The sequence below is a fragment of the Mariniluteicoccus flavus genome, from assembly GCF_054776655.1.
In genome coordinates this window covers 61,538-79,312 of sequence record NZ_BAAHBN010000008.1, presented here as the reverse complement: position 1 = coordinate 79,312, position 17,775 = coordinate 61,538, and the positions used below count along the sequence as shown (strand labels likewise).

18 protein-coding genes are annotated in these 17,775 nt (G+C 70.2%); 7 read left to right on the top strand and 11 right to left on the bottom strand.

Going from position 1 to position 17,775, the window contains the following annotated elements; genetic code table 11:
* Nucleotides 1–8: 8 nt before the first annotated feature.
* Together ACYVAG_RS13360 and ACYVAG_RS13355 are read right to left on the bottom strand one after the other, a co-directional pair.
* Nucleotides 9–212 carry a hypothetical protein gene (locus ACYVAG_RS13360; protein WP_460770476.1) on the bottom strand — a complete coding sequence of 68 codons (204 nt, stop codon included), beginning with the start codon at nt 210–212 and terminating at the stop codon, nt 9–11.
* The gene (locus tag ACYVAG_RS13355) at nt 134–565 is read right to left on the bottom strand and encodes an MFS transporter (protein ID WP_460770406.1); all 432 of its coding nucleotides are present in this window, start codon (nt 563–565) and stop codon (nt 134–136) included. The genes ACYVAG_RS13360 and ACYVAG_RS13355 overlap by 79 nt, the downstream gene beginning before the upstream one ends.
* On the opposite strand from ACYVAG_RS13355, the gene ACYVAG_RS13350 reads away from it, so the two are divergent.
* Together ACYVAG_RS13350 and ACYVAG_RS13345 are read left to right on the top strand one after the other, a co-directional pair.
* On the top strand, nt 564–1,799 hold the full coding sequence (locus tag ACYVAG_RS13350) for an amino acid deaminase/aldolase (RefSeq protein WP_460770404.1): 1,236 nt from the start codon (nt 564–566) through the stop codon (nt 1,797–1,799). The two genes, ACYVAG_RS13355 and ACYVAG_RS13350, sit on opposite strands and share 2 nt — an antisense overlap.
* Nucleotides 1,796–3,082 carry a D-arabinono-1,4-lactone oxidase gene (locus tag ACYVAG_RS13345; protein WP_460770402.1) on the top strand — a complete coding sequence of 429 codons (1,287 nt, stop codon included), beginning with the start codon at nt 1,796–1,798 and terminating at the stop codon, nt 3,080–3,082. The genes ACYVAG_RS13350 and ACYVAG_RS13345 overlap by 4 nt, the downstream gene beginning before the upstream one ends.
* A 218-nt stretch (nt 3,083–3,300) precedes the next feature.
* Here ACYVAG_RS13345 and ACYVAG_RS13340 read toward each other — a convergent pair whose 3' ends face one another.
* The 4 genes from ACYVAG_RS13340 to ACYVAG_RS13325 are packed head-to-tail and all read right to left on the bottom strand — an operon-like array spanning nt 3,301 to nt 6,785.
* The gene (locus tag ACYVAG_RS13340; protein WP_460770401.1) at nt 3,301–4,704 is read right to left on the bottom strand and encodes an aldehyde dehydrogenase family protein; all 1,404 of its coding nucleotides are present in this window, start codon (nt 4,702–4,704) and stop codon (nt 3,301–3,303) included.
* Between the two features lie 55 nt (nt 4,705–4,759).
* Nucleotides 4,760–5,110 (bottom strand): nuclear transport factor 2 family protein, encoded by a 351-nt coding sequence (locus tag ACYVAG_RS13335; protein ID WP_460770399.1) that lies wholly within the window; start codon nt 5,108–5,110, stop codon nt 4,760–4,762.
* Between the two features lie 36 nt (nt 5,111–5,146).
* Nucleotides 5,147–5,962 (bottom strand): cytochrome c biogenesis CcdA family protein, encoded by an 816-nt coding sequence (locus ACYVAG_RS13330; RefSeq protein WP_460770397.1) that lies wholly within the window; start codon nt 5,960–5,962, stop codon nt 5,147–5,149.
* Between the two features lie 7 nt (nt 5,963–5,969).
* Nucleotides 5,970–6,785, bottom strand: a complete 816-nt coding sequence (locus tag ACYVAG_RS13325) for a DsbA family protein (protein WP_460770395.1) — start codon at nt 6,783–6,785, stop codon at nt 5,970–5,972.
* Nucleotides 6,786–6,981: 196 nt separating this feature from the next.
* Between ACYVAG_RS13325 and ACYVAG_RS13320 the strand changes: the two genes are divergently transcribed.
* The 3 genes from ACYVAG_RS13320 to ACYVAG_RS13310 all read left to right on the top strand — a co-directional run bounded on the left by ACYVAG_RS13320 (nt 6,982) and on the right by ACYVAG_RS13310 (nt 9,379).
* Complete coding sequence (locus tag ACYVAG_RS13320) at nt 6,982–7,587, top strand: TetR/AcrR family transcriptional regulator (RefSeq protein ID WP_460770393.1); 606 nt, start codon at nt 6,982–6,984, stop codon at nt 7,585–7,587.
* Nucleotides 7,588–7,666: 79 nt separating this feature from the next.
* Nucleotides 7,667–8,734 carry an SH3 domain-containing protein gene (locus tag ACYVAG_RS13315; RefSeq protein ID WP_460770392.1) on the top strand — a complete coding sequence of 356 codons (1,068 nt, stop codon included), beginning with the start codon at nt 7,667–7,669 and terminating at the stop codon, nt 8,732–8,734.
* Between the two features lie 498 nt (nt 8,735–9,232).
* Complete coding sequence (locus ACYVAG_RS13310; RefSeq protein WP_460770390.1) at nt 9,233–9,379, top strand: hypothetical protein; 147 nt, start codon at nt 9,233–9,235, stop codon at nt 9,377–9,379.
* Between the two features lie 260 nt (nt 9,380–9,639).
* Here the strand turns inward: ACYVAG_RS13310 and ACYVAG_RS13305 are convergent, their stop codons facing one another.
* Nucleotides 9,640–11,193, bottom strand: coding sequence for a deoxyguanosinetriphosphate triphosphohydrolase family protein (locus ACYVAG_RS13305; protein WP_460770388.1), 1,554 nt, complete (start codon nt 11,191–11,193; stop codon nt 9,640–9,642).
* 67 nt (nt 11,194–11,260) lie between these two features.
* Between ACYVAG_RS13305 and pgi the strand changes: the two genes are divergently transcribed.
* On the top strand, nt 11,261–12,931 hold the full coding sequence (gene pgi / locus ACYVAG_RS13300) for a glucose-6-phosphate isomerase (RefSeq protein WP_460770387.1): 1,671 nt from the start codon (nt 11,261–11,263) through the stop codon (nt 12,929–12,931).
* Entirely contained in the window at nt 12,928–13,578 is a 651-nt protein-coding gene (locus ACYVAG_RS13295) for a SanA/YdcF family protein (RefSeq protein WP_460770385.1), read from the top strand. The genes pgi and ACYVAG_RS13295 overlap by 4 nt, the downstream gene beginning before the upstream one ends.
* Before the next feature lie 15 nt (nt 13,579–13,593).
* Here the strand turns inward: ACYVAG_RS13295 and ACYVAG_RS13290 are convergent, their stop codons facing one another.
* The 4 genes from ACYVAG_RS13290 to ACYVAG_RS13275 form a co-directional block, all read right to left on the bottom strand.
* The gene (locus ACYVAG_RS13290) at nt 13,594–15,591 is read right to left on the bottom strand and encodes a glycogen debranching N-terminal domain-containing protein (protein WP_460770383.1); all 1,998 of its coding nucleotides are present in this window, start codon (nt 15,589–15,591) and stop codon (nt 13,594–13,596) included.
* 210 nt (nt 15,592–15,801) lie between these two features.
* Nucleotides 15,802–16,089: a CBS domain-containing protein gene (locus ACYVAG_RS13285; RefSeq protein WP_460770382.1), complete on the bottom strand. Its 288-nt coding sequence runs from the start codon at nt 16,087–16,089 to the stop codon at nt 15,802–15,804.
* Complete coding sequence (locus tag ACYVAG_RS13280) at nt 15,998–16,792, bottom strand: CNNM domain-containing protein (RefSeq protein ID WP_460770380.1); 795 nt, start codon at nt 16,790–16,792, stop codon at nt 15,998–16,000. Before ACYVAG_RS13280 ends, ACYVAG_RS13285 begins: the two co-directional genes overlap by 92 nt.
* Nucleotides 16,793–16,940: 148 nt before the next feature.
* Nucleotides 16,941–17,765, bottom strand: a complete 825-nt coding sequence (locus tag ACYVAG_RS13275; protein WP_460770379.1) for an aldo/keto reductase — start codon at nt 17,763–17,765, stop codon at nt 16,941–16,943.
* Nucleotides 17,766–17,775 lie beyond the last annotated feature (10 nt).

The window sequence follows — 17,775 nt, the reverse complement described above, 5'->3', positions numbered from 1 at the left end:
TTGAAGAACTAGCCCAGGGCGTCGCCATAGGTGAAGAAGAACGCGTTGTAGAGGAACGCCTGGCCGATGAACAGCGCGAGGCAGAGGATGGTCCGCTTCGGATACATCGTGAACACGGTCTTCGCGATCAGCGTCAACGGGATCGACTCGCGCTGGCGGATCGTGATCGAGTCGTCCGGGTTGTCCAGCTTCGTCCCCGTCTGCTTCGCCACGGTGTCCTCGACATCGCGGACGATGCGCTCGCCCTCCTCCTCGCGCGCCCGTGGATGAACAGCCAGCGGGGGCTCTCCGGCACGTTCTTGCGGACGACCAGGATCGCCAGCGCGAAGACCGCGCCGAGGCCGAACGCCAGACGCCAACCCCACTTGGGATCCACGACATTGGGGTCGAGCAATGGCAGCGTCAACAGCGCGCCGCCCGCAGCGCCGAGCCAGTAGGACCCGTTGATCACCACGTCGATGCGCCCACGGAACTTGGCCGGGATCAGCTCGTCCACGGCGGAGTTGATGGCCTCCGCGTCGAAACCCTCCCGTTGGGACGCCTGACCCAGATAGGATGGGGACATGAGCGCCGATCCCTGGCACGACCCGGCGTACTGGCCCGCCCTCACCGAGGCGACCCGCGCGTACGCGACCCCGCTCGCGACCCTCGACCGTGCGGCGCTGCGCGCCAACGCCGACGACCTCGTACGCCGGGCCGCGGGCACCCCGATCCGCGTCGCCTCCAAGTCCGTACGCGTCCGCGGGGTCCTCGAGGAGATCCTCGGGCGTCCCGGTTTCGCCGGCGTCCTCGCGTACGCCCTGCCGGAGGCGCTCTGGCTCGCCGAGCAGGGGATCGACGACGTCGTGGTGGGCTATCCGACGGCCGACCGCGAGGCCCTGGCCCGGCTGGGCGCCGACCCCGACCTCGCCCGCCGCGTCACGATCATGATCGACTCGGTCGACCAGCTCGACCTGGTGGACGCGGCCGTCGCGCCCGACCGGCGCGCAGTCATCCGTGTGTGCCTCGAGATGGATGTCTCCTATGACCTGCCGGGCCTGCGCGTCGGCGTCTTCCGCTCGCCGGTGCGTACGCCGGCCGACGCCGTCGCCCTGGTCCGCGCCGTGGTCGAACGACCTGGGTTCCGGCTCGTGGGCCTGATGGGCTACGAGGCACAGATCGCCGGGCTCGGTGACGTGCTCACCGGTGCGGTGGCGGCCCGCGCCCGCACGTTGGTGATCCGTCAGTTCCAGCGCCGTTCGGTCGCCGAGCTCACCGAGCGCCGCGGGCAGGTCGTCGCAGCCGTACGCGAGGTCGCGGACCTCGAGTTCGTCAACGGCGGGGGCACCGGCTCGATCGAGTCGACGTCGGCCGACCCGTCGGTGACGGAGGTGGCCGCCGGCTCGGGACTGTTCGCGCCGCGCCTGTTCGACCACTACCGGGCGTTCACCCCGGCCCCGGCGGCGGCCTTCTGCCTCTCGGTCGTACGCCGGCCCAACCCCGTCACCGCGACGCTGCTCGGTGGCGGGTGGATCGCGTCGGGGCCGCCGGGGGTCGACCGCCAGCCGACGCCGGTCTGGCCCGAGCACCTGCATCTGCTGCCGAATGAGATGGCCGGTGAGGTGCAGACGCCACTGGTGGGCCGGGGCGCGCGTACGCTCCGCGTCGGCGACCGCGTCTGGCTGCGCCACGCCAAGGCCGGTGAGCTGAGCGAACACGTGGATCGCTTCCTGGTGGTGGATTCCAGCGATTCCGATGACAGGTGGGCCGTGGTCGACGAGCTCACGACCTATCGCGGCGAGGGGAAGGCATTCCTGTGAGGTGGACGAACTGGGCCGGCAACGTCGGCTGCGATCCCGTGGCGGTGGCGCTTCCGGCGACGACGGAGGAGGTCGCGGCGCTCGTCGTCGACGCGGCGGTCCGCGGGCTCACCGTCAAGGCCGTCGGTGCGGGGCACAGCTTCTCGCCGATCGCCGAGGCTCCCGGCGTGCAGGTGTCGCTCGACCGCTGCCAGGGCCTGGTGTCGGTCGACCGCGAGGCGAAGCGGGTGACGCTGAAGGCCGGCACGCGGTTGCACCAGATGCCGGGAATCCTTGCCCCGTTGGGATTGGCGATGGAGAACCTCGGCGACATCGACCAGCAGTCGCTGGCCGGGGCCGTGTCGACGTCCACCCATGGCACGGGCCTGCGCTTCGGGGGGGTGGCGACCCAGGTCGTCGGTCTCGTGCTCGTCGACGGGGTCGGCCGGGTGCACCGGCTCGAGGGCGACGAGGCGAAAGCCGCTGTCGTGTCGCTCGGCGCCCTCGGCATCGTCACCGAGGTGACCCTGCAGTGCGTCGACCGGTTCGTGCTCGAGGCGGTGGAGCGCTCCGAACCCCTCGCCGACGCGCTGGATCGCTTCGGTGACAGGGTTTCCGAGGTCGACCACTTCGAGCTCTACTGGTTCCCCCACACCGCGACGGCGCTGACGAAGACCCAACACCGTCGGCCGGCCGGCACGGAGTTGAGACCTCTGGGACGCGTACGCCGGTTCGTCGATGACGACCTCGTCGCCAACGGGCTCTATGAGCTGACGTGCCGACTGGGGTCCCGCGTGCCCGCCGTGGTGCCGACGATGAACAGGGTCGCCGACCGCTTCACCGGCAACCGCACCATGACCGACTGGTCGACGAGCGTCTACACGACGAAGCGGACGGTGCGGTTCACCGAGACCGAATACAGCGTGCCGCTGGAGGCACTGCCGATCGCGATGCGGGAGATCGAGGCGCTGATCGCCAGGCGGGGTTGGCAGATCTCGTTCCCGCTGGAGTGTCGCGCAGTGGCGGCCGACGACCTGTGGATGTCGACCGCCCACGGCCGCGAGTCGGGCTATATCGCGGTTCATCGCTATCACCGCGAGGACGAGCGGGCCTATTTCCGTGCGGTGGAGGAGATCCTTCTCGCCCACGACGGCCGACCCCACTGGGGAAAGATGCACACGCTGTCACGCGTCGACCTCGAGCCGCGCTATGCGCGCTTCGGCGACTTTCTGGCGCTGCGCGACGAGCTCGACCCGGGTCGTGTGTTCGCGAACCCTTATCTGGACAGGGTTCTGGGGCGCTGAGGGGAAGAATGTGAAATGCGCACACCTGTGCGCGACACGCCGAGCTCATCGCCTCCCAGACCGCGAAGTGCGCACACGTGTGCACTTTTCACCCGTCCGACCGCTCCCGGGCCGCGGAATGCGCACACCTGTGCGCAACACGCCGAGCTCATCGCCTCCCAGACCGCGAAATGCGCACACCTGTGCACTTTTCACCCCCGGGCGGCCACAACAACCCCTCAGCCCTTCCGCCCCTTCAACGGCATCATCGCCTTCATGATCTTCCGGCTCCACTCCGTGTAGGGCGGATAGATCATCTTCAGCGTGTCCGGCGTCAGCGGCTTGGTGAACACCGCGCGCAGGTGGGAGAACGTGTCGATCGACGCCTTGCCGTGATAGCGGCCCATGCCCGACTCGCCGACGCCGCCGAACGGCAGGTCGTGCGACGACAGGTGCAGCAGCGCGGCCCCCTCGACCAGCCCGCCCGAGGACGTGCGCTCGCGGAAAGCCCGGCGTACGTCCCTGTCACCCGAAAATACATACAGCGCCAGCGGCTTCTCGCGCGCGTTCACGAAGGCGATCGCCTCGTCATGGTTCGCGACCTGAAGCACCGGCAGGATCGGCCCGAAGATCTCTTCGCCCATCACCGGCGCGTCCTCGGCCACGTCGGTCAGCACCGTCGGCGCGACATAGCGCTGGGTGCGATCGGACTCGCCGCCGTGCGCCACCGTCCCGCTCGCGAGCAGCCCCACGACCCGGTCGAAGTGCTTGGTGTTCACGATCCTCGAATAGTCCGGGCTCGTGCGCGGCTGCTCGCCATAGCTCGCCCGGATCGCCAGCCCGAGCTGGCGCACGAGCTCGTCGTGGGCCTTCGGCGTGACCAGCACATAGTCGGGCGCCACGCACGTCTGGCCCGCGTTGATGAACTTCGCCCAGACGATGCGGCGGGCGACCGTCACCAGGTCGGCGTGCTCGTCGACGTACGCGGGTGACTTGCCTCCCAGCTCGAGCGTGACCGGCGTGAGGTGCTCGGCCGCCGCCCGCATCACGACACGACCCACCGCCGCGTTGCCCGTGTAGAGGATGTGGTCGAACCGCTCCTTCAACAGCGCCGTCGTCTCCGCGACCCCGCCCTCGACGACCGTGACCGCCTCGGGGTCGAGATAGCGCGGGATGAGCCGCGCCAGCGTCGCCGACGTCGTCGGCGTCACCTCGCTCGGCTTCAGGACGACGGCGTTGCCGGCCGCGAGCGCGCCGATGAGCGGCGACAGCAGCAGTTGCACGGGATAGTTCCACGGCGCGATCACCAGCACCACGCCCAGCGGCTCCGGCACGATGGCCGCGCTCGCCGGCAGCAACGACGCCGGTACGCCGACCCGCCTCGGCCCGGTCCACGTGTGGAGGTTGCGGAGGAAGTGGTCCACCTCGCCCGAGATCACGGCGAGCTCGAACATGCGCGCCTCGTCGGCGGGCTTGCCCAGGTCGGCGGCCAGGGCCTCGGCGAACTCGGCCTCGTGGGTCGCCACCATCTCCTGGATCGCGCGCAGCTGGGCCTCCCGCCACTCGAGGGGCCGCGTACGCCCCGAGTCGAACGTGCGGCGCAGGGAGGCGACGGTGTCGGCGTACGAGATCGGTTCGCTCATGTCCCCATCGTAGGGACCGCGGCCTACCCGCGGGTAGGCCTGCGCGGGAACCGGCTCAGACCGCGGGACGGAAGAAGTAGGAGCGCCGGCGCTCGATGAGCCCGTCGCGGTAGTGCAGGAAGTCGGCGAACGACTCGTGGGCCTGCGATCCGTCGCGCAGCTCGCCGTCGAAGTCGCCGTGCACGGCGACGACGTCGCCCTCGACGACCACGTCGCGCAGCGTGTGGCGGCCCCGCTTGATCACCCGCGTGCCGCCATAGAACGCCTCCATCGCCTCCCGCCCGACGATCGGGTCATAGCCCGGCCGTTCATAGGTGCAGTCGTCGGTGAACAGGTCGTGCATGGCCGGGAAGTCCGCGGCGTCCACGAGCGCGTAGTAGCGGCGGGCGAGTGCGTGCAGGTCCATGCGGCGAAGCGTACGCGGGGTCGGTTCGTACGCGGGTCACTTCCGCGCGCTCGCCCACTGGTGGACCGCCACGCAGCTCGCCGTCACCATGACCAGCAGGAGCACGACGACCAGGTCGGCGACCTGCGCGGCGACGCCGAGGATGGAGACCTCGATGCCCTGCTGCTGCTCGGCCCCGACGAGCCCACCGAGGTCGGCGAACCCGTCGGTGAGCCACATGGCGACGCCGATCGCGACGAACAGCAGGCCGGACACCAGCTGGCCCGCCGTGGTCCTGATCGGCCCCAGCGCGACCGGTCGCTGCCGCAGCCACGCCCTCCGCCCGAGGTCGAGCGCGTCCCAGAGCAGCGCCAACACCATCAGCGGCAGGACCATGCCGGCGGCGAAGATCCCGAGCAGTACGCCGCCGCGGACCGCGTTGCCGCCGACCGCCGCGACCGAGAGCACCGAGCCGAGGATCGGTCCGGCGCAGGTCCCGGCGATGCCGTAGACGGTGCCGAGGAGATAGACCGACAGCGCGCCGGTCTGGGGTGGGCCGTCCGATCTCCGGCCCGGCAGGGGGACGGTCACGCCGAGCGCCTGCAACAGGCCGAGCACGACGACGGCCGCCGCCGCCACGGTCACGAACGTCCCGCGGTGGTGGGTGAACAGCGCGCCGAACGAGCCGGCGGCGACGCCGAGCGGCACGAGCGTGGTCAGTAGCCCGAGATAGAAGATTCCGGTGCGCACGACGATGAGGCGCGTGCTGGCGAACGCGTACGCGAAGAACGCCGGCAGCATCATCGCCGAGCACGGCGACAGGATCGTGGCGATGCCGCCCAGCAGCGCCCCGGCGTACCCGATGTCGATCACGGCGTGCTCAGCCGCGCTTCGCGGCCTCGATGGCCTGCACGAACGTGGCGGTCGGCTGGGCGCCGTTGATCGGCGTGGTGCCGACGACGAAGAAGGGAGTGCCGGTGATCCCCATCTGCTGGGCCTGCTGGCCGTCGGCGAGCACCTGGTCCTTGAGCTGCGGGTCGGCCAGGTCGGCGGTGAAGCGCGCGAGGTCGGGGACGCCCGCGGTCCTGGCGAAGGTCTGGATCTCGGCCGGCCCGATGTTGGGGTGGCCCGACCCGGGGGCGGCGGCGAAGACCGCGTTGGAGTAGTCCCAGAACTTCCCCTGGCGCCCCGCCGCGCGGGCCGCGACCGCCACGTTGAGGGACTGCTCGCCGAACAGCGGCAGGTCGCGGTATTCGATCCGCAGAGTGCCGTCGTCGACATAGCGCTGCAGTTCCGGCATCGTCCGCTTGGCCCACACCGCGCAGAACGGACAGCGATAGTCGGACCACTCGATCAGCACGACCTTGGCGTCGGGCCGACCCTTCGCGGTGGGGTCGTTCGGCGTGCGGCGGGGGAGCGTCTTCAGGAACTCGGTGACCTTCGGGTCCTGGGAAGGACGCGCCGCGGGGGTGTCGGCGCCGGGCTGGGTGGTGGCGGCCGGCGCGCCCGGCGCTGCGGGCTCGGCCGCGGTCGTACGCGCGGCCGGGCGGCTCTGCAGGCCCAGCACGAACGCGAGAACGAGGCTGAGTGCCCACGCGGCGATCCAGCCGATACGGGCGCCGGGGCGGCGTACGGTCCGGTCGCCGGCACTGGCCGCCGGTGTCTGCGGCGGGGTCCTGGGCGCGGGGTCGGTCACGGTGTCTCCTGGAGGCGGGTGGCGCGTGCGTCGTCACCGGAACCCTAGGCGGTCGCCCAACCCCTGCAGATCCGCGACCCGTGGACGTTCCAACGATCTGGTCACAGCGGTCTCACCGCGTGACGAGGCGTGAAACAATGCCCTGACGACGGGCGCCTCCGGCTCGTCGATGGAAAGTGGTGTGACCATGCAGCGAATGCCCGCAGCAGAGCGTCGGCAGAAGTTGATCGAGGCGGCCAAGCGTGTCATCGCCCGCGACGGCGTGGCGAGCGCGACGACCCGTGCGGTGGCGGCCGAGGCGGAGATGCCGCTGGCCAGCTTCCACTATGTGTTCGAGTCCCAGCAGGAGTTGATGCGCGAACTCATCCGCGCGGTGGCCGAGGAGGAGTCGGGAGCACTCGCCTCGGTCGAGGTCCCCGAGGGCCAGGAGTTCAGCGTCAAGGCCATGTTGGACGCCTTCCTCGACCACGTGCTCGCCAACCGCGGGTCCCAGCTCGCGGCGTTCGAGATCAACCACTACGCCCTGCGTACGCCGGGCCTCGAGGACCTGGCGAACGTACGCACGGAGTCGGCGCGCCGGACGGTGCGTCAGGCGATCGCGTTCTGCGAGCAGCAGCTCGGCCCGCTGCGCGGGGATCCCGAGGTCGTCACGCACATGATGATGGTCATCGCCGACGGATTGGTGACGGTGTTGCTCAGCGATGGCGACGAGGCCGCCGCTCGTCGCACCATCGGGCTGATCGCCCCGACGATCCAGCGCGCCTTCTTCGGTGGGGACGGCGCACGGGAGACTCGTTCCTGAGGATTCTATGAAAATTGGGGTTCTTCGTCTTAGACTCCTCGCGACAGGTCACGAAGACATCACACGAAGGACTTTCATCTTGCAGCAGGAGCCCCACCGCGAGGAGCTCGCGGACGCACCCGCCAGCACCACCGTCACCCCTGACGCCGAAGTTGCGACCGGTTTGGTCCCCTTCGTCCGGAGGTATGCCCTCCCCGGCATCCTGGCCGCTTCCGTCGGCCTCGGTGTTCTGGGCGGCGCCATGACGCCGGCCCGCTCGACCGAGGCCGTCACGGCCGCGGCGCCGGCCGACGTCCGTACGCTGGCCCCCGAGATCTCGCGCGACATGGACCGCGAGCCGCTGGGTGAGCCGACGACGACGCCGACCGAAGAGCCCACGCCGTCGGAGGCCCCCGCCCCGAGCCAGGCCCCGGCGAACCTGGTCGCCGCTGCGCCGGCCGCCCCCGCGGCTCCCGCCTCGCCCGAGCAGTCGAAGACCGCGAAGCCGAGCGAGAAGCCCTCGGTCAACGGCACGATGTTCGCGACGGAGACGCTCAACGTGCGCGCCACTCCGAGCGCTTCGGGCGACAAGGTCGCCTCGCTGTCCCGTGGCGACAAGGTGTCGATCACCGGCAAGACCCAGAGCGGTTTCCACCAGGTCGTCCTGAACGATCGCGCTGCGTGGGCCTCGTCGGAATATCTGTCGAAGTCGGCTCCGGCCAACTCGCCGGCCCTCGCCGCCAAGGCGCCGGCGCCGGCCCCGGCGACGAAGTCCGCCGCGGCCGCGCCGAAGGCCGGTTCGCAGGCACCGGTGACCACCGGCGCGTGCAGGCCCCTGCCGGGCGTGACCGCGAACGCTGAGCGCGTCCACCAAGCGATCTGCGCACGCTTCGGCTCGGGTGTGTCGTCCTACATCGGCGTGCGCCCCGACTGGGACGTGGAGCACCCGTCGGGCCGTGCGGTCGACGCGATGGTCTCCGACATCTCGACGGGCCAGGCCATCGCGAACTATGTCCGCGCCAACGCCGGCTCGCTCGGCGTGACCGAGGTCATCTTCAACCAGCAGATCTGGACGACGCAGCGCGCGTCGGAGGGCTGGCGCTCGATGAGCGATCGTGGCTCGGCCACGGCCAACCACCGCGACCACGTGCACATCAGCGTTCGCTGACCCCGATCTCCGCGGCCCCCGCCCTGTCATATGACGGCGGGGGTCGTGGTCATTTCTGGGTGGGGGTGGGGCCGGGCTGGGCTCGGGGGGTGGAAAGTGCACAGGTGTGCGCAACACGCTGGGTGGAGCTGGGCTCGGGGTGTGGAAAGTGCACAGGTGTGCGCAACACGCTGGGTGGAGCTGGGCTCGGGGTGTGGAAAGTGCACAGGTGTGCGCAACACGCTGGCTGGAGCTGGGCTGAGGCCGCGGAATGCGCGCAGGTGTGCGCAACACGCACGGCCGAGTTGGGCTGAGGCCGCGAAATGCGCGCAGGGGCACACATGACGGCTTCCCGGGCCAACCGATGTGGCTCATCTCACGTGTGAGTTAACTCACGAAGCGCATATCTAGGTGGATTATTGCGTATAGCCCCGTCTATCATGGAGATGTTGCCGCGCAGAAGGCCGGCGACGCGAAATCGGGGCCCGCTCGCCCAACTTCCCAGAAGGATTGATCCGAATGTCGTTCGCGCAGAACCTCCGTCAGCGTCGTGAGGCCGCTCGCACCAACCGCGCCATCAACAAGGCCATCAACAACGCCGCCACCCCCGCTCTCCGCGACGAACTGATCATGGTGTCGCAGCGCCAGTACGCCCGCAACTTCTGATCGCTCATATCCGACGGGTCGACGACGACCCGCCCGATGCCCAGGCTCCAACCTCAGGTTGGGGCCTGTTTGCGTTGCGCACGTGCGAAATGTGCCCACGTGTGCAGTTTTCGCGGCCTCAGTCGAGCTCCACCCAGCGTGTTGCGCACACCTGTGCACTTTCCACACCCCGAGCCGAGCTCCACCCAGCGTGTTGCGCACACCTGTGCACTTTCCACACCCCGAGCCCAGCCCCGAGCCCAGCCCAGAACGCCCAGCCCCTACACCCCCGACGCCCACAGCAGCCCCGAGCTGCTCGGCCCCAGCTTCGTCGCATACCGCAGCGCCTGCCCGTCCGACAGTCCCGCCACGAAGTCGATGATCCCCCGGCCCCGAGCCATGCGCGCCACGTCCGCGTCGTCGGTGTGGCCGTCCAGCCACGCCGGATGCCGGTCGCGCGTCACCGCGTACGCCTCCTGCGACAGCGCCACCAGGTCCAGCAGTCGCCGCGGCGCCCGAGCCGCGTCCCATCGGTCCGACAGCCACGCGTCGAAGGTCTCGACGAGCTGCTGCAACACCAGCGACTGGCCCCGCTGCACCATCGTGAGGTCGGGTCGGTGCAGCACGAAGAACTGGTGGACGAACTTCAACACCTGCATCTGGTGCCACGCCACCGGCTGCAGCGTCACCAGCGGCGACCGCGGCGTCGGGTCGTCCAGCAGGCGGATCGATGACGTGAAGTAGTCGATCCACTTGCCGACGAAGCCAGAGATCGCCCGCTCGGCCGCACGCGAACCGTCATAGGGGAGCGCGAGCACCTCGTCGACGAACTCCTCGCCCACGGTCTGCACGGCGTCGGCGAACGCGTCGTCGTCATAGATCCAGCGGTCCTTCGACTCCAGATTCCGCCGCAGTCGCTCGAGCCCCACGCCCGCCAGCCGCAGGTCGCCGGCCAGATAGCGGTCCGGGATCGCCGCCAGCGACCCCCGCTCCTCCTGCCAGCCGCGGAACTCGCCCGAGATCGGCGAGAACTGCAGGACGCCGGAGCGGTGGAAGTCCTCCAGGTCGTGCAGCGAGTACGCGATGTCGTCGGCCAGGTCCATGACCGCGCACTCGAGTGTCTGCCGCCCGGGCGCGAGGCCGAAGGCGTCGCGTACCATGATCATCTCTTCAAGATCAGGCACGTACGCGGAGAACTTCGCCGCCCCCTCGCCGTCGGGCCCTGAACCGGCCCCGCGCGGTCGGTCGTCCCAGGTCGTCGGATGGGGCGAGGGGACATGGAAGCGCCCCCACGGATATTTGAGTACGCCGGCTCGCACCGCCGCCGTCAGGTTCAGCCCCTCATCGCCCGGCCCGTGGACCTCGAGTGCGGTGATGATGCGGAACGTCTGGGCGTTGCCCTCGAAGCCGTCGGTCAGCCCGAAGCGCTCGCGGGCGACGCGATCCAGCGTACGTTCCCCGAGGTGTCCGAACGGCGGGTGACCAAGGTCATGGGCGACGGCCGCGGCCTGGCAGACCACGTGGTCGAGGCCGCCCCAGCGGTCGAGCTCGTCGGGCGAGGCGAGCTGGCGCAGCCCGACGGCGATGGCGCGCGCAAGGGCGGTGACCTTGATCGAATGGGTGAGCCGGTTGTGGACGACGCCGTCGGTGGCGCCCGGCGTCACGACCTGCGTCACCTCGGCCAACCTCGCGAACGAGGGAGCGAACCTGAGCCGCTCGAGGTCGACTCGGAACTCCGACTCGGCCCCGGCGGTGAGCGGCTGCCACATCGTCGACTCGGCCATGGCACGCTGGACTCGGCGCTCGGCGAGGTCGATCGGGTCGTCTGGAACCATGGTCCGAACCTACCGTGCCACCGCAGCCCCGCCGCGAGACCGCGTACGCCCCGCATAGCATGGGGCCATGCAGAAGCCCGTCGATGCCACCACCACCCCCGCCTGGCAGGAGCTCACCCGCCTGCGCCGTGACTTCACCCCCGACCTGCGGCAGTGGTTCGAGGTCGACCCCGACCGGGCCAAGCACCTCACCCTCACCGCGGGCGACCTCCACGTCGACCTGTCGAAGAACTTCCTCACCCCGCGCATCGCCGGCGCCCTCATCGGCCTGGCCCACGAGGTCGGGCTGCCCGAGCACCGCGATGCCATGTTCCGCGGCGACCGCATCAACGTGACCGAGAACCGCTCGGTGCTTCACACCGCGCTCCGCCTGCCGCGCGACGCCGAGCTTGAGGTCGAGGGCCAGGACGTCGTCGCCGACGTCCACGCCGAGCTCGACAAGATGTATGCCTTCGCCGACCAGGTTCGCTCGGGCCAGTGGACCGGCATCACGGGCCGCGCCATCGAGACCGTGGTCAACATCGGCATCGGTGGATCTGATCTTGGTCCGGTCATGGTCTATGAGGCGCTGAAGCCCTACGGCCAACTGGGTCTTGAGTGCCGGTTCATCTCCAACATCGACCCCACCGACTGCGCCGAGAAGCTGTTCGGGCTCGACCCCGAGACCACGCTGTTCATCGTCGCCTCGAAGACGTTCACGACGCTCGAGACCCTGACGAACGCCCGCTCCGCCCGCGCCTGGCTGCTCGACAGCCTCCGCGAGCAGAACGCGCTCGGCGGCGACGACGCCGAGTCGCGTGCCGTGGCCCAACACTTCGTCGCTGTCTCCACCGCGCTCGACAAGGTCGCCGAGTTCGGCATCGACCCCGACAACGCCTTCGGCTTCTGGGACTGGGTCGGCGGCCGCTATTCGGTCGATTCCGTGATCGGCACGGCCATCGCGATCTTCATCGGTCCCGAGCGCTTCCGCGAGCTGCTCGCCGGTTTCCACGCCATGGACGAGCACTTCCGCGCCGCCCCGATCGACCAGAACGTGCCCGCCCTGATGGGCCTGCTCAACGTCTGGTACGGCAACTTCTGGCAGGCGCGTACGCACGCCGTCCTCCCGTACGCGCAATATCTCCACCGCTTCCCCGCGTACCTCCAGCAGTTGACCATGGAATCCAACGGCAAGTCCGTACGCTGGGACGGCAGCCCCGTCACGACCGACACCGGCGAGGTCTTCTGGGGCGAGCCCGGCACCAACGGCCAGCACGCGTTCTATCAGCTGATCCACCAGGGCACCCAGCTCATCCCGGCCGACTTCATCGCCGTGGCCAACCCGGCCCACCCGACGCGCGACGGCGACCAGGACGTCCACGAGCTGTTCCTCGCGAACTTCTTCGCCCAGACCAAGGCGCTGGCGTTCGGCAAGACCGCCGACGAGGTGCGGGCCGAGGGCACCGACGAGGCGATCGTGCCCGCGCGGGTGTTCGCCGGCAATCGCCCGACGACGTCGATCATGGCGCCGGAGCTGTCGCCGTCGGTGCTCGGCCAGCTGATCGCGCTCTATGAGCACATCACCTTCACCCAGGGCGTCGTGTGGGGCATCGACTCGTTCGACCAGTGGGGCGTCGAGCTCGGCAAGCAGCTCGCCAAGGAGGTCACCCCGGCTGTCGGAGGCGACGCCGACGCACTCGCGGCGCAGGACCCGTCGACGCGTTCCTTGATCGACTATTACCTCGAGCACCGACGGTGACCCTGCGTCGGCGGCTCGTGGTCGCGGCCGCGACCCTGGCCGGGCTGGCGGTCGCGGGGGTCGGCGTACCGTGGCTGGTCGTGCAGGCGTACGCGGCCGGCCGCCAGCACACGGTGGAATCGGTGGCGAAGGGTGACGTGGCCCTGGTCCTGGGCGCGCAGATCTATCCCGACGGGACGCCGTCGCCGTTCCTGAAGGGGCGCCTCGACCTGGCCGTCGAGCTGTTCCGCGCCGGCAAGGTGCGGGCCCTGCTGGTGTCTGGCGACAACGGGGTGGACCACTACAACGAGCCGGACGGCATGCGGAACTACCTCATCCGCGCGGGGGTCCCGGCGACCCAGGTCGTGGCCGACTATGCGGGCTTCGACACCTACGACTCGTGCGTGCGGGCCCAGAAGATCTTCGGGGTCGACCGGCTGACGATCGTGTCGCAGGACTATCACGTGCCGCGCGCGATCGCGACGTGCCGCATGGTCGGGGTCGAGGCGGTCGGCGTCGGCGACACGAGCCAGCGGGGCACGAACTTCTATCCGATCGGCCGGGCGCGCGAGGTGCCGGCGAACCTCAAGACGTTCTGGGACGTGCTGAGCCGGCGTACGCCGACCCTCGGCCGCCACGAGACGGGCGTGGAGGACGCGCTGCACTGAGGGCTCAGGCGCCGGTCACAGGGCCCGCACGGCCACTACGGCCGCCGCCGCCGACCACGCCTGTGGACGGCACGCCGCCGGGTAGGGCACCTTCGCGTCCTCGCCCGACCACAGCTCCGGCAGGCGGTTGTCCCAGGAGCGGGCGGCGCGCAACAGCCCACGGGCGAGTACGCCGGCCTCGTCGGTCAGCCCGGCCCGCAGCATGCCCATGATCACCACGGCGGTGTCGTGGGGCCACACCGAGCCGCAGTGGTAGCTGAGGGGCGAATATCCCTGATCATGGTCCGACATCGTCCGCAGGCCGAGCGGGGACGCCATGTCGTCGGCGACCAGCCGCCGCGCCAGCAGGCGCTCCTCGTCGGGCGACAGGATGCCGGTGCCGATGAGGTGGCCCATGTTCGAGGTCACCGAGTCGACCGGTCGCTTGTCGCCGTCGAGGGCCAGCGCGACGAACCGGTCATCGCCCTCGCCGACCCAGAACTGATCATGGAAGCGCTCGCGGAGGTGGTGGGCCCAGTCGCGGAGGGTCTGGGTCTCGTGGAGGGCGCTCCTCGTCTCGCTGGCGCTGGCTCGGAGAGCGTGGGGGTCCTCGCTCGCTCGGAGAGCGTTGGGGTCCTCGCTCGCTCGGAGAGCGTTCGAGTCGTTCCCTCCGAGGGCGTCCAGCAACTCCGCCGCCCCCATCACCGCCTCGTACGCGTACCCCTGCACCTCGCACAGCGCCACCGGGCCGACCGCCTGGCGCCCGTCGTGGAACCTCACCGCGTCGGCGGAGTCCTTCCAGCCCTGGTTCGCGAGCCCGTGGCCGGTCGTGTCGATGTACTCGGCGAACCCGTCGCCGTCCGCGTCCGCCGGCCCGGTGATCCAGGCGAGCGCCGCGCGCAGGTTCGGCAGCAACGCCCGCACCTCCGCCTCCGGCAGCCCGGCCCGCCAGGCGTCCACCAGCAGACAGACCCACAGCGCGGTGGCGTCGATTGTGCCGAAATAGAGCGGCGGCAGCTGCAGCGACCCGTACGCCAGGGTCGCCCGCCGCAGCTCGTGCATGATCTTGCCGGGCTGCTCGGCCGCCTCCGGATCGTCCTTCGTCCCCTGCAGCGCGGCCAGCGTACGCAGGGTCGAGGCCGCGTGGGCGAGGTCGACACCGACCAGGAAGCGCGCGGTCCACAGCGAGTCGCGGCCGAAGAGGGTGAGATACCAGGGGGAACCGGCGGCGAAGAACGCGTCGTCGGGGCGGGCGGCGGTCGCCATCCGCAGGCCGTTGAGGTCGTGCAGCGACTGGGTCAGCCAGTCGGCGGCGGCCTCGCGCACGGCCGGGTCGGTGCCCTCGACCAGTCGCTCGCTGATACCGGCGACGTCGAGCCCCTCACCCCTCGCCGCGACGACCGCGCCACCGGGGTCGTCGCACTCGAGGTTGTACGCCAGCTCCGTCGTCGCGTGGGGCGCGAGCGTTCCCAGCCAGCGCAGCGTGATCATGGTCGGGTCGACGAGGTCGATGATCGCCCCGGGACCCGCGAGCCGGTAGGTCGCCTCACCCCGGGTCCACTGCACCCCGCCGCCGATCTCCCGCGCGTCATGGGGCACCAACTCGCGGTCGTCGCCCGCGCGCACCTCACTCATCGACGCCCCGTCGGTGCCGAGGCGCAGCTCAAGGGTGAACCTCGACTCCTCGTCGGCCATCGAGCTGACGGTCAGCTCCTCGCGCACCGTCCCGGGCGTGACGACGCGGCGCCGGTCGATCCGCAGCTGCGGGTCCTGCATCGGATTCTCGGTCGCGACCAGCGCCAGCGAGCTGAACACCGCGTGGCCGTCTCGCGCGTGATGGGCCAGGGCGACGGGGGGACGGCCGTCGACCGTCAGCCGGCCGACCGCCAGCACGCGCTGGTCCGCGTGATAGATGCCCTCGCCACCGGCGGGCCAGAGGTCACCGCTGCCGAAGTCGCCGCTCGGACGGGACAGCACGAGTGTGGGGGCCGCCACCGAGGTGACGAGCTGGTGCAGGGGCTGCTGGTGAGCCATGGTTCCTCCGGGTCGGGCGTCGACGTCGACGGCCCCATCATGCCCGAACCGAGCGGTCAGCGCAGGGCTGCCCGAGGCACCGCTGGCCGACCATGCAGATCGTCGTGGGTACACCCCCGACGATCGTCACGGATTCGCGCGCCCCTCGTCGAGGACATGACGATCGTCGGTCATCAACGACCGGCAATCGCCATCGCCCCGCGAACGCACCTATCGCCGCGTCTCCTGCCCCGCGTCGCGCACCTCGCCGATCATCAGCTCGACCACGTCCTCGAGCATCGCGGTGCCGACGACCTCGCCGTCCTCGTCGGTGACGACGGCCAGGTGTGACTCCACCTTCTGCATGCGCGACAGCACGTCCCGCACCGGGTCGTCGCGCCGCACGGTCGCCAGCGGCCGGATCACGTCATCGGCCAACGGCTCGTCGGCGCGGTCGTCGCCCAACGCCAGCGCGTCCTTCACGTGCACATAGCCGACCCAGTGGCCGTCGTCGTCCACCACGGGGAAGCGCGAGAACCCGTGCTCGACGCAGGTCTCGTTGATGATGGCCGGCGCCCAGCTCGGCATCACCCTGTGCTCGCTGGTGGTGGGCGAGGTCGGGGTCGATGGTGCCCTCGCGGGCCGAGCGCTGGGCGAGCGCACTGAGCTCCTGGACCGAGCGCCCCGACGCGAGCTCCTCCTGCGGCGTGACGCCGAGCAGTCGGACGAGCACGTTGGCCGCGCCGTTGAACGCGACAAGGAGCGGCTTCGTGGCGGCCGAGAGGGCGCGGTGGGGCGTCGCGACCCAGCGCGCGAGGCGCAGCGGCTCGGCGATGGCCCAGTTCTTGGGGACGAGCTCGCCGAAGACCATCTGGGTGATCGTGGCGATGACGAAGGCGCCGGTGACCGCGACGGCGACCGACGTGGCCTCGGGCAGTCCGGCGGCGGCCAACCCCGGGCGGAGCAGCTCGGCGATGGCCGGCTCGGCGATGTAGCCGACGATCAGGCTGGTCACCGTGATGCCGAGCTGGCAGCCCGACAGCTGCGTCGACAGCGTCTTGAGCGCCTTGCCGACCGACTCTGCGCTGGCGTCACCGCCGTCAGCGGCCCGGCGTACAGCGGTGCGGTCAACCGTCACGAGCGCGAACTCGGCGGCGACGAAGAACCCGTTGGCGAGGATCAGCGCGATCGTGAGGGCGAGGAGGAGGAGAGATGTCGTCATGTCGAGGGCCAGCGTACGGGGCGTCGGCCGCCGCGCCCAGAACGCGCAAAGTGCACACGTGCGCCAGACACGCCGAGCCGACTCCGACCCAGGCAGCGTTCTGCGCGCACGTGTGCACTTTTCACACGTCACACGGGAGCGTCACACGTCACACGTTGTTCATCGTGTCCGGGTCCGCCCCGATGCGGTTGCCCGCGTCCAGCCCGTCGATGGCCTTCATCTGGTCGGCCGACAGCTCGAAGTCGAAGATGGCGAAGTTCGAGCGGATGCGCTCCGGCGTCACCGACTTCGGGAACACGATCAGCCCGCGCTGGATGTGCCAGCGCAGCACGACCTGGCCCGGCGTACGCCCCACGGCCTCGGCGATCGAGGTGACCTCGTCGGACTCGAGGTCCTGCGCCTGGCCGAGCGGGCTCCACGCCTCGGTGCGGATGCCGTGGGAGTCGTTGAACGCCACCAGCTCGCGCTGCGCGAACGTCGGGTGGATCTCGATCTGGTTCACCGCGGGGGTGACGGTGGCCTGGTCGAGGACCTTCTCGAGGTGGTCCTTCTGGTGGTTCGACACGCCGATCGAGCGCGTCAGGCCCTCGGCCTGCAGCTTCTCCATCGACAGCCACGCCTCGAGGTACTTGTCCTGCTGCGGCACCGGCCAGTGGGTGAGATAGAGGTCGACGTGGTCGAGGCCGAGCTTGCCGAGCGACTCGGTGAGCGCGGCCTTCGCGTCGTCGTGGCGGTTGTTCCACAGCTTGGTGGTGACGAAGAGCTCGTCGCGGGCGATGCCGGACTTCTTGATGGCCTCGCCGACGCCCTCCTCGTTGCCGTAGATGGCGGCGGTGTCGATGTGGCGGTAGCCGACCTCCAGGGCGGTGCTCACGGCGTCGACGATGTCGTCGCCGGAGACCTGCCACACGCCGAAGCCGAGCTGGGGGATGGTGGTGCCGTCGTTCAGGGTGATGGTGGGAACCTGCGTCATGGTCACTCCT

Excerpts from the sequence above, each read along its gene's own strand:
- ACYVAG_RS13320 (WP_460770393.1), top strand. The coding sequence starts at position 6,982 with ATGCCCGCAGCAGAGCGTCGGCAGAAGTTGATCGAGGCGGCCAAGCGT.
- ACYVAG_RS13305 (WP_460770388.1), bottom strand. The coding sequence starts at position 11,193 with ATGGTTCCAGACGACCCGATCGACCTCGCCGAGCGCCGAGTCCAGCGT.
- ACYVAG_RS13350 (WP_460770404.1), top strand. The coding sequence starts at position 564 with ATGAGCGCCGATCCCTGGCACGACCCGGCGTACTGGCCCGCCCTCACC.
- ACYVAG_RS13280 (WP_460770380.1), bottom strand. The coding sequence starts at position 16,792 with ATGACGACATCTCTCCTCCTCCTCGCCCTCACGATCGCGCTGATCCTC.
- ACYVAG_RS13290 (WP_460770383.1), bottom strand. The coding sequence starts at position 15,591 with ATGGCTCACCAGCAGCCCCTGCACCAGCTCGTCACCTCGGTGGCGGCC.
- ACYVAG_RS13355 (WP_460770406.1), bottom strand. The coding sequence starts at position 565 with ATGTCCCCATCCTATCTGGGTCAGGCGTCCCAACGGGAGGGTTTCGAC.
- ACYVAG_RS13340 (WP_460770401.1), bottom strand. The coding sequence starts at position 4,704 with ATGAGCGAACCGATCTCGTACGCCGACACCGTCGCCTCCCTGCGCCGC.
- ACYVAG_RS13310 (WP_460770390.1), top strand. The coding sequence starts at position 9,233 with ATGTCGTTCGCGCAGAACCTCCGTCAGCGTCGTGAGGCCGCTCGCACC.
- ACYVAG_RS13275 (WP_460770379.1), bottom strand. The coding sequence starts at position 17,765 with ATGACGCAGGTTCCCACCATCACCCTGAACGACGGCACCACCATCCCC.
- ACYVAG_RS13335 (WP_460770399.1), bottom strand. The coding sequence starts at position 5,110 with ATGGACCTGCACGCACTCGCCCGCCGCTACTACGCGCTCGTGGACGCC.
- pgi (WP_460770387.1), top strand. The coding sequence starts at position 11,261 with ATGCAGAAGCCCGTCGATGCCACCACCACCCCCGCCTGGCAGGAGCTC.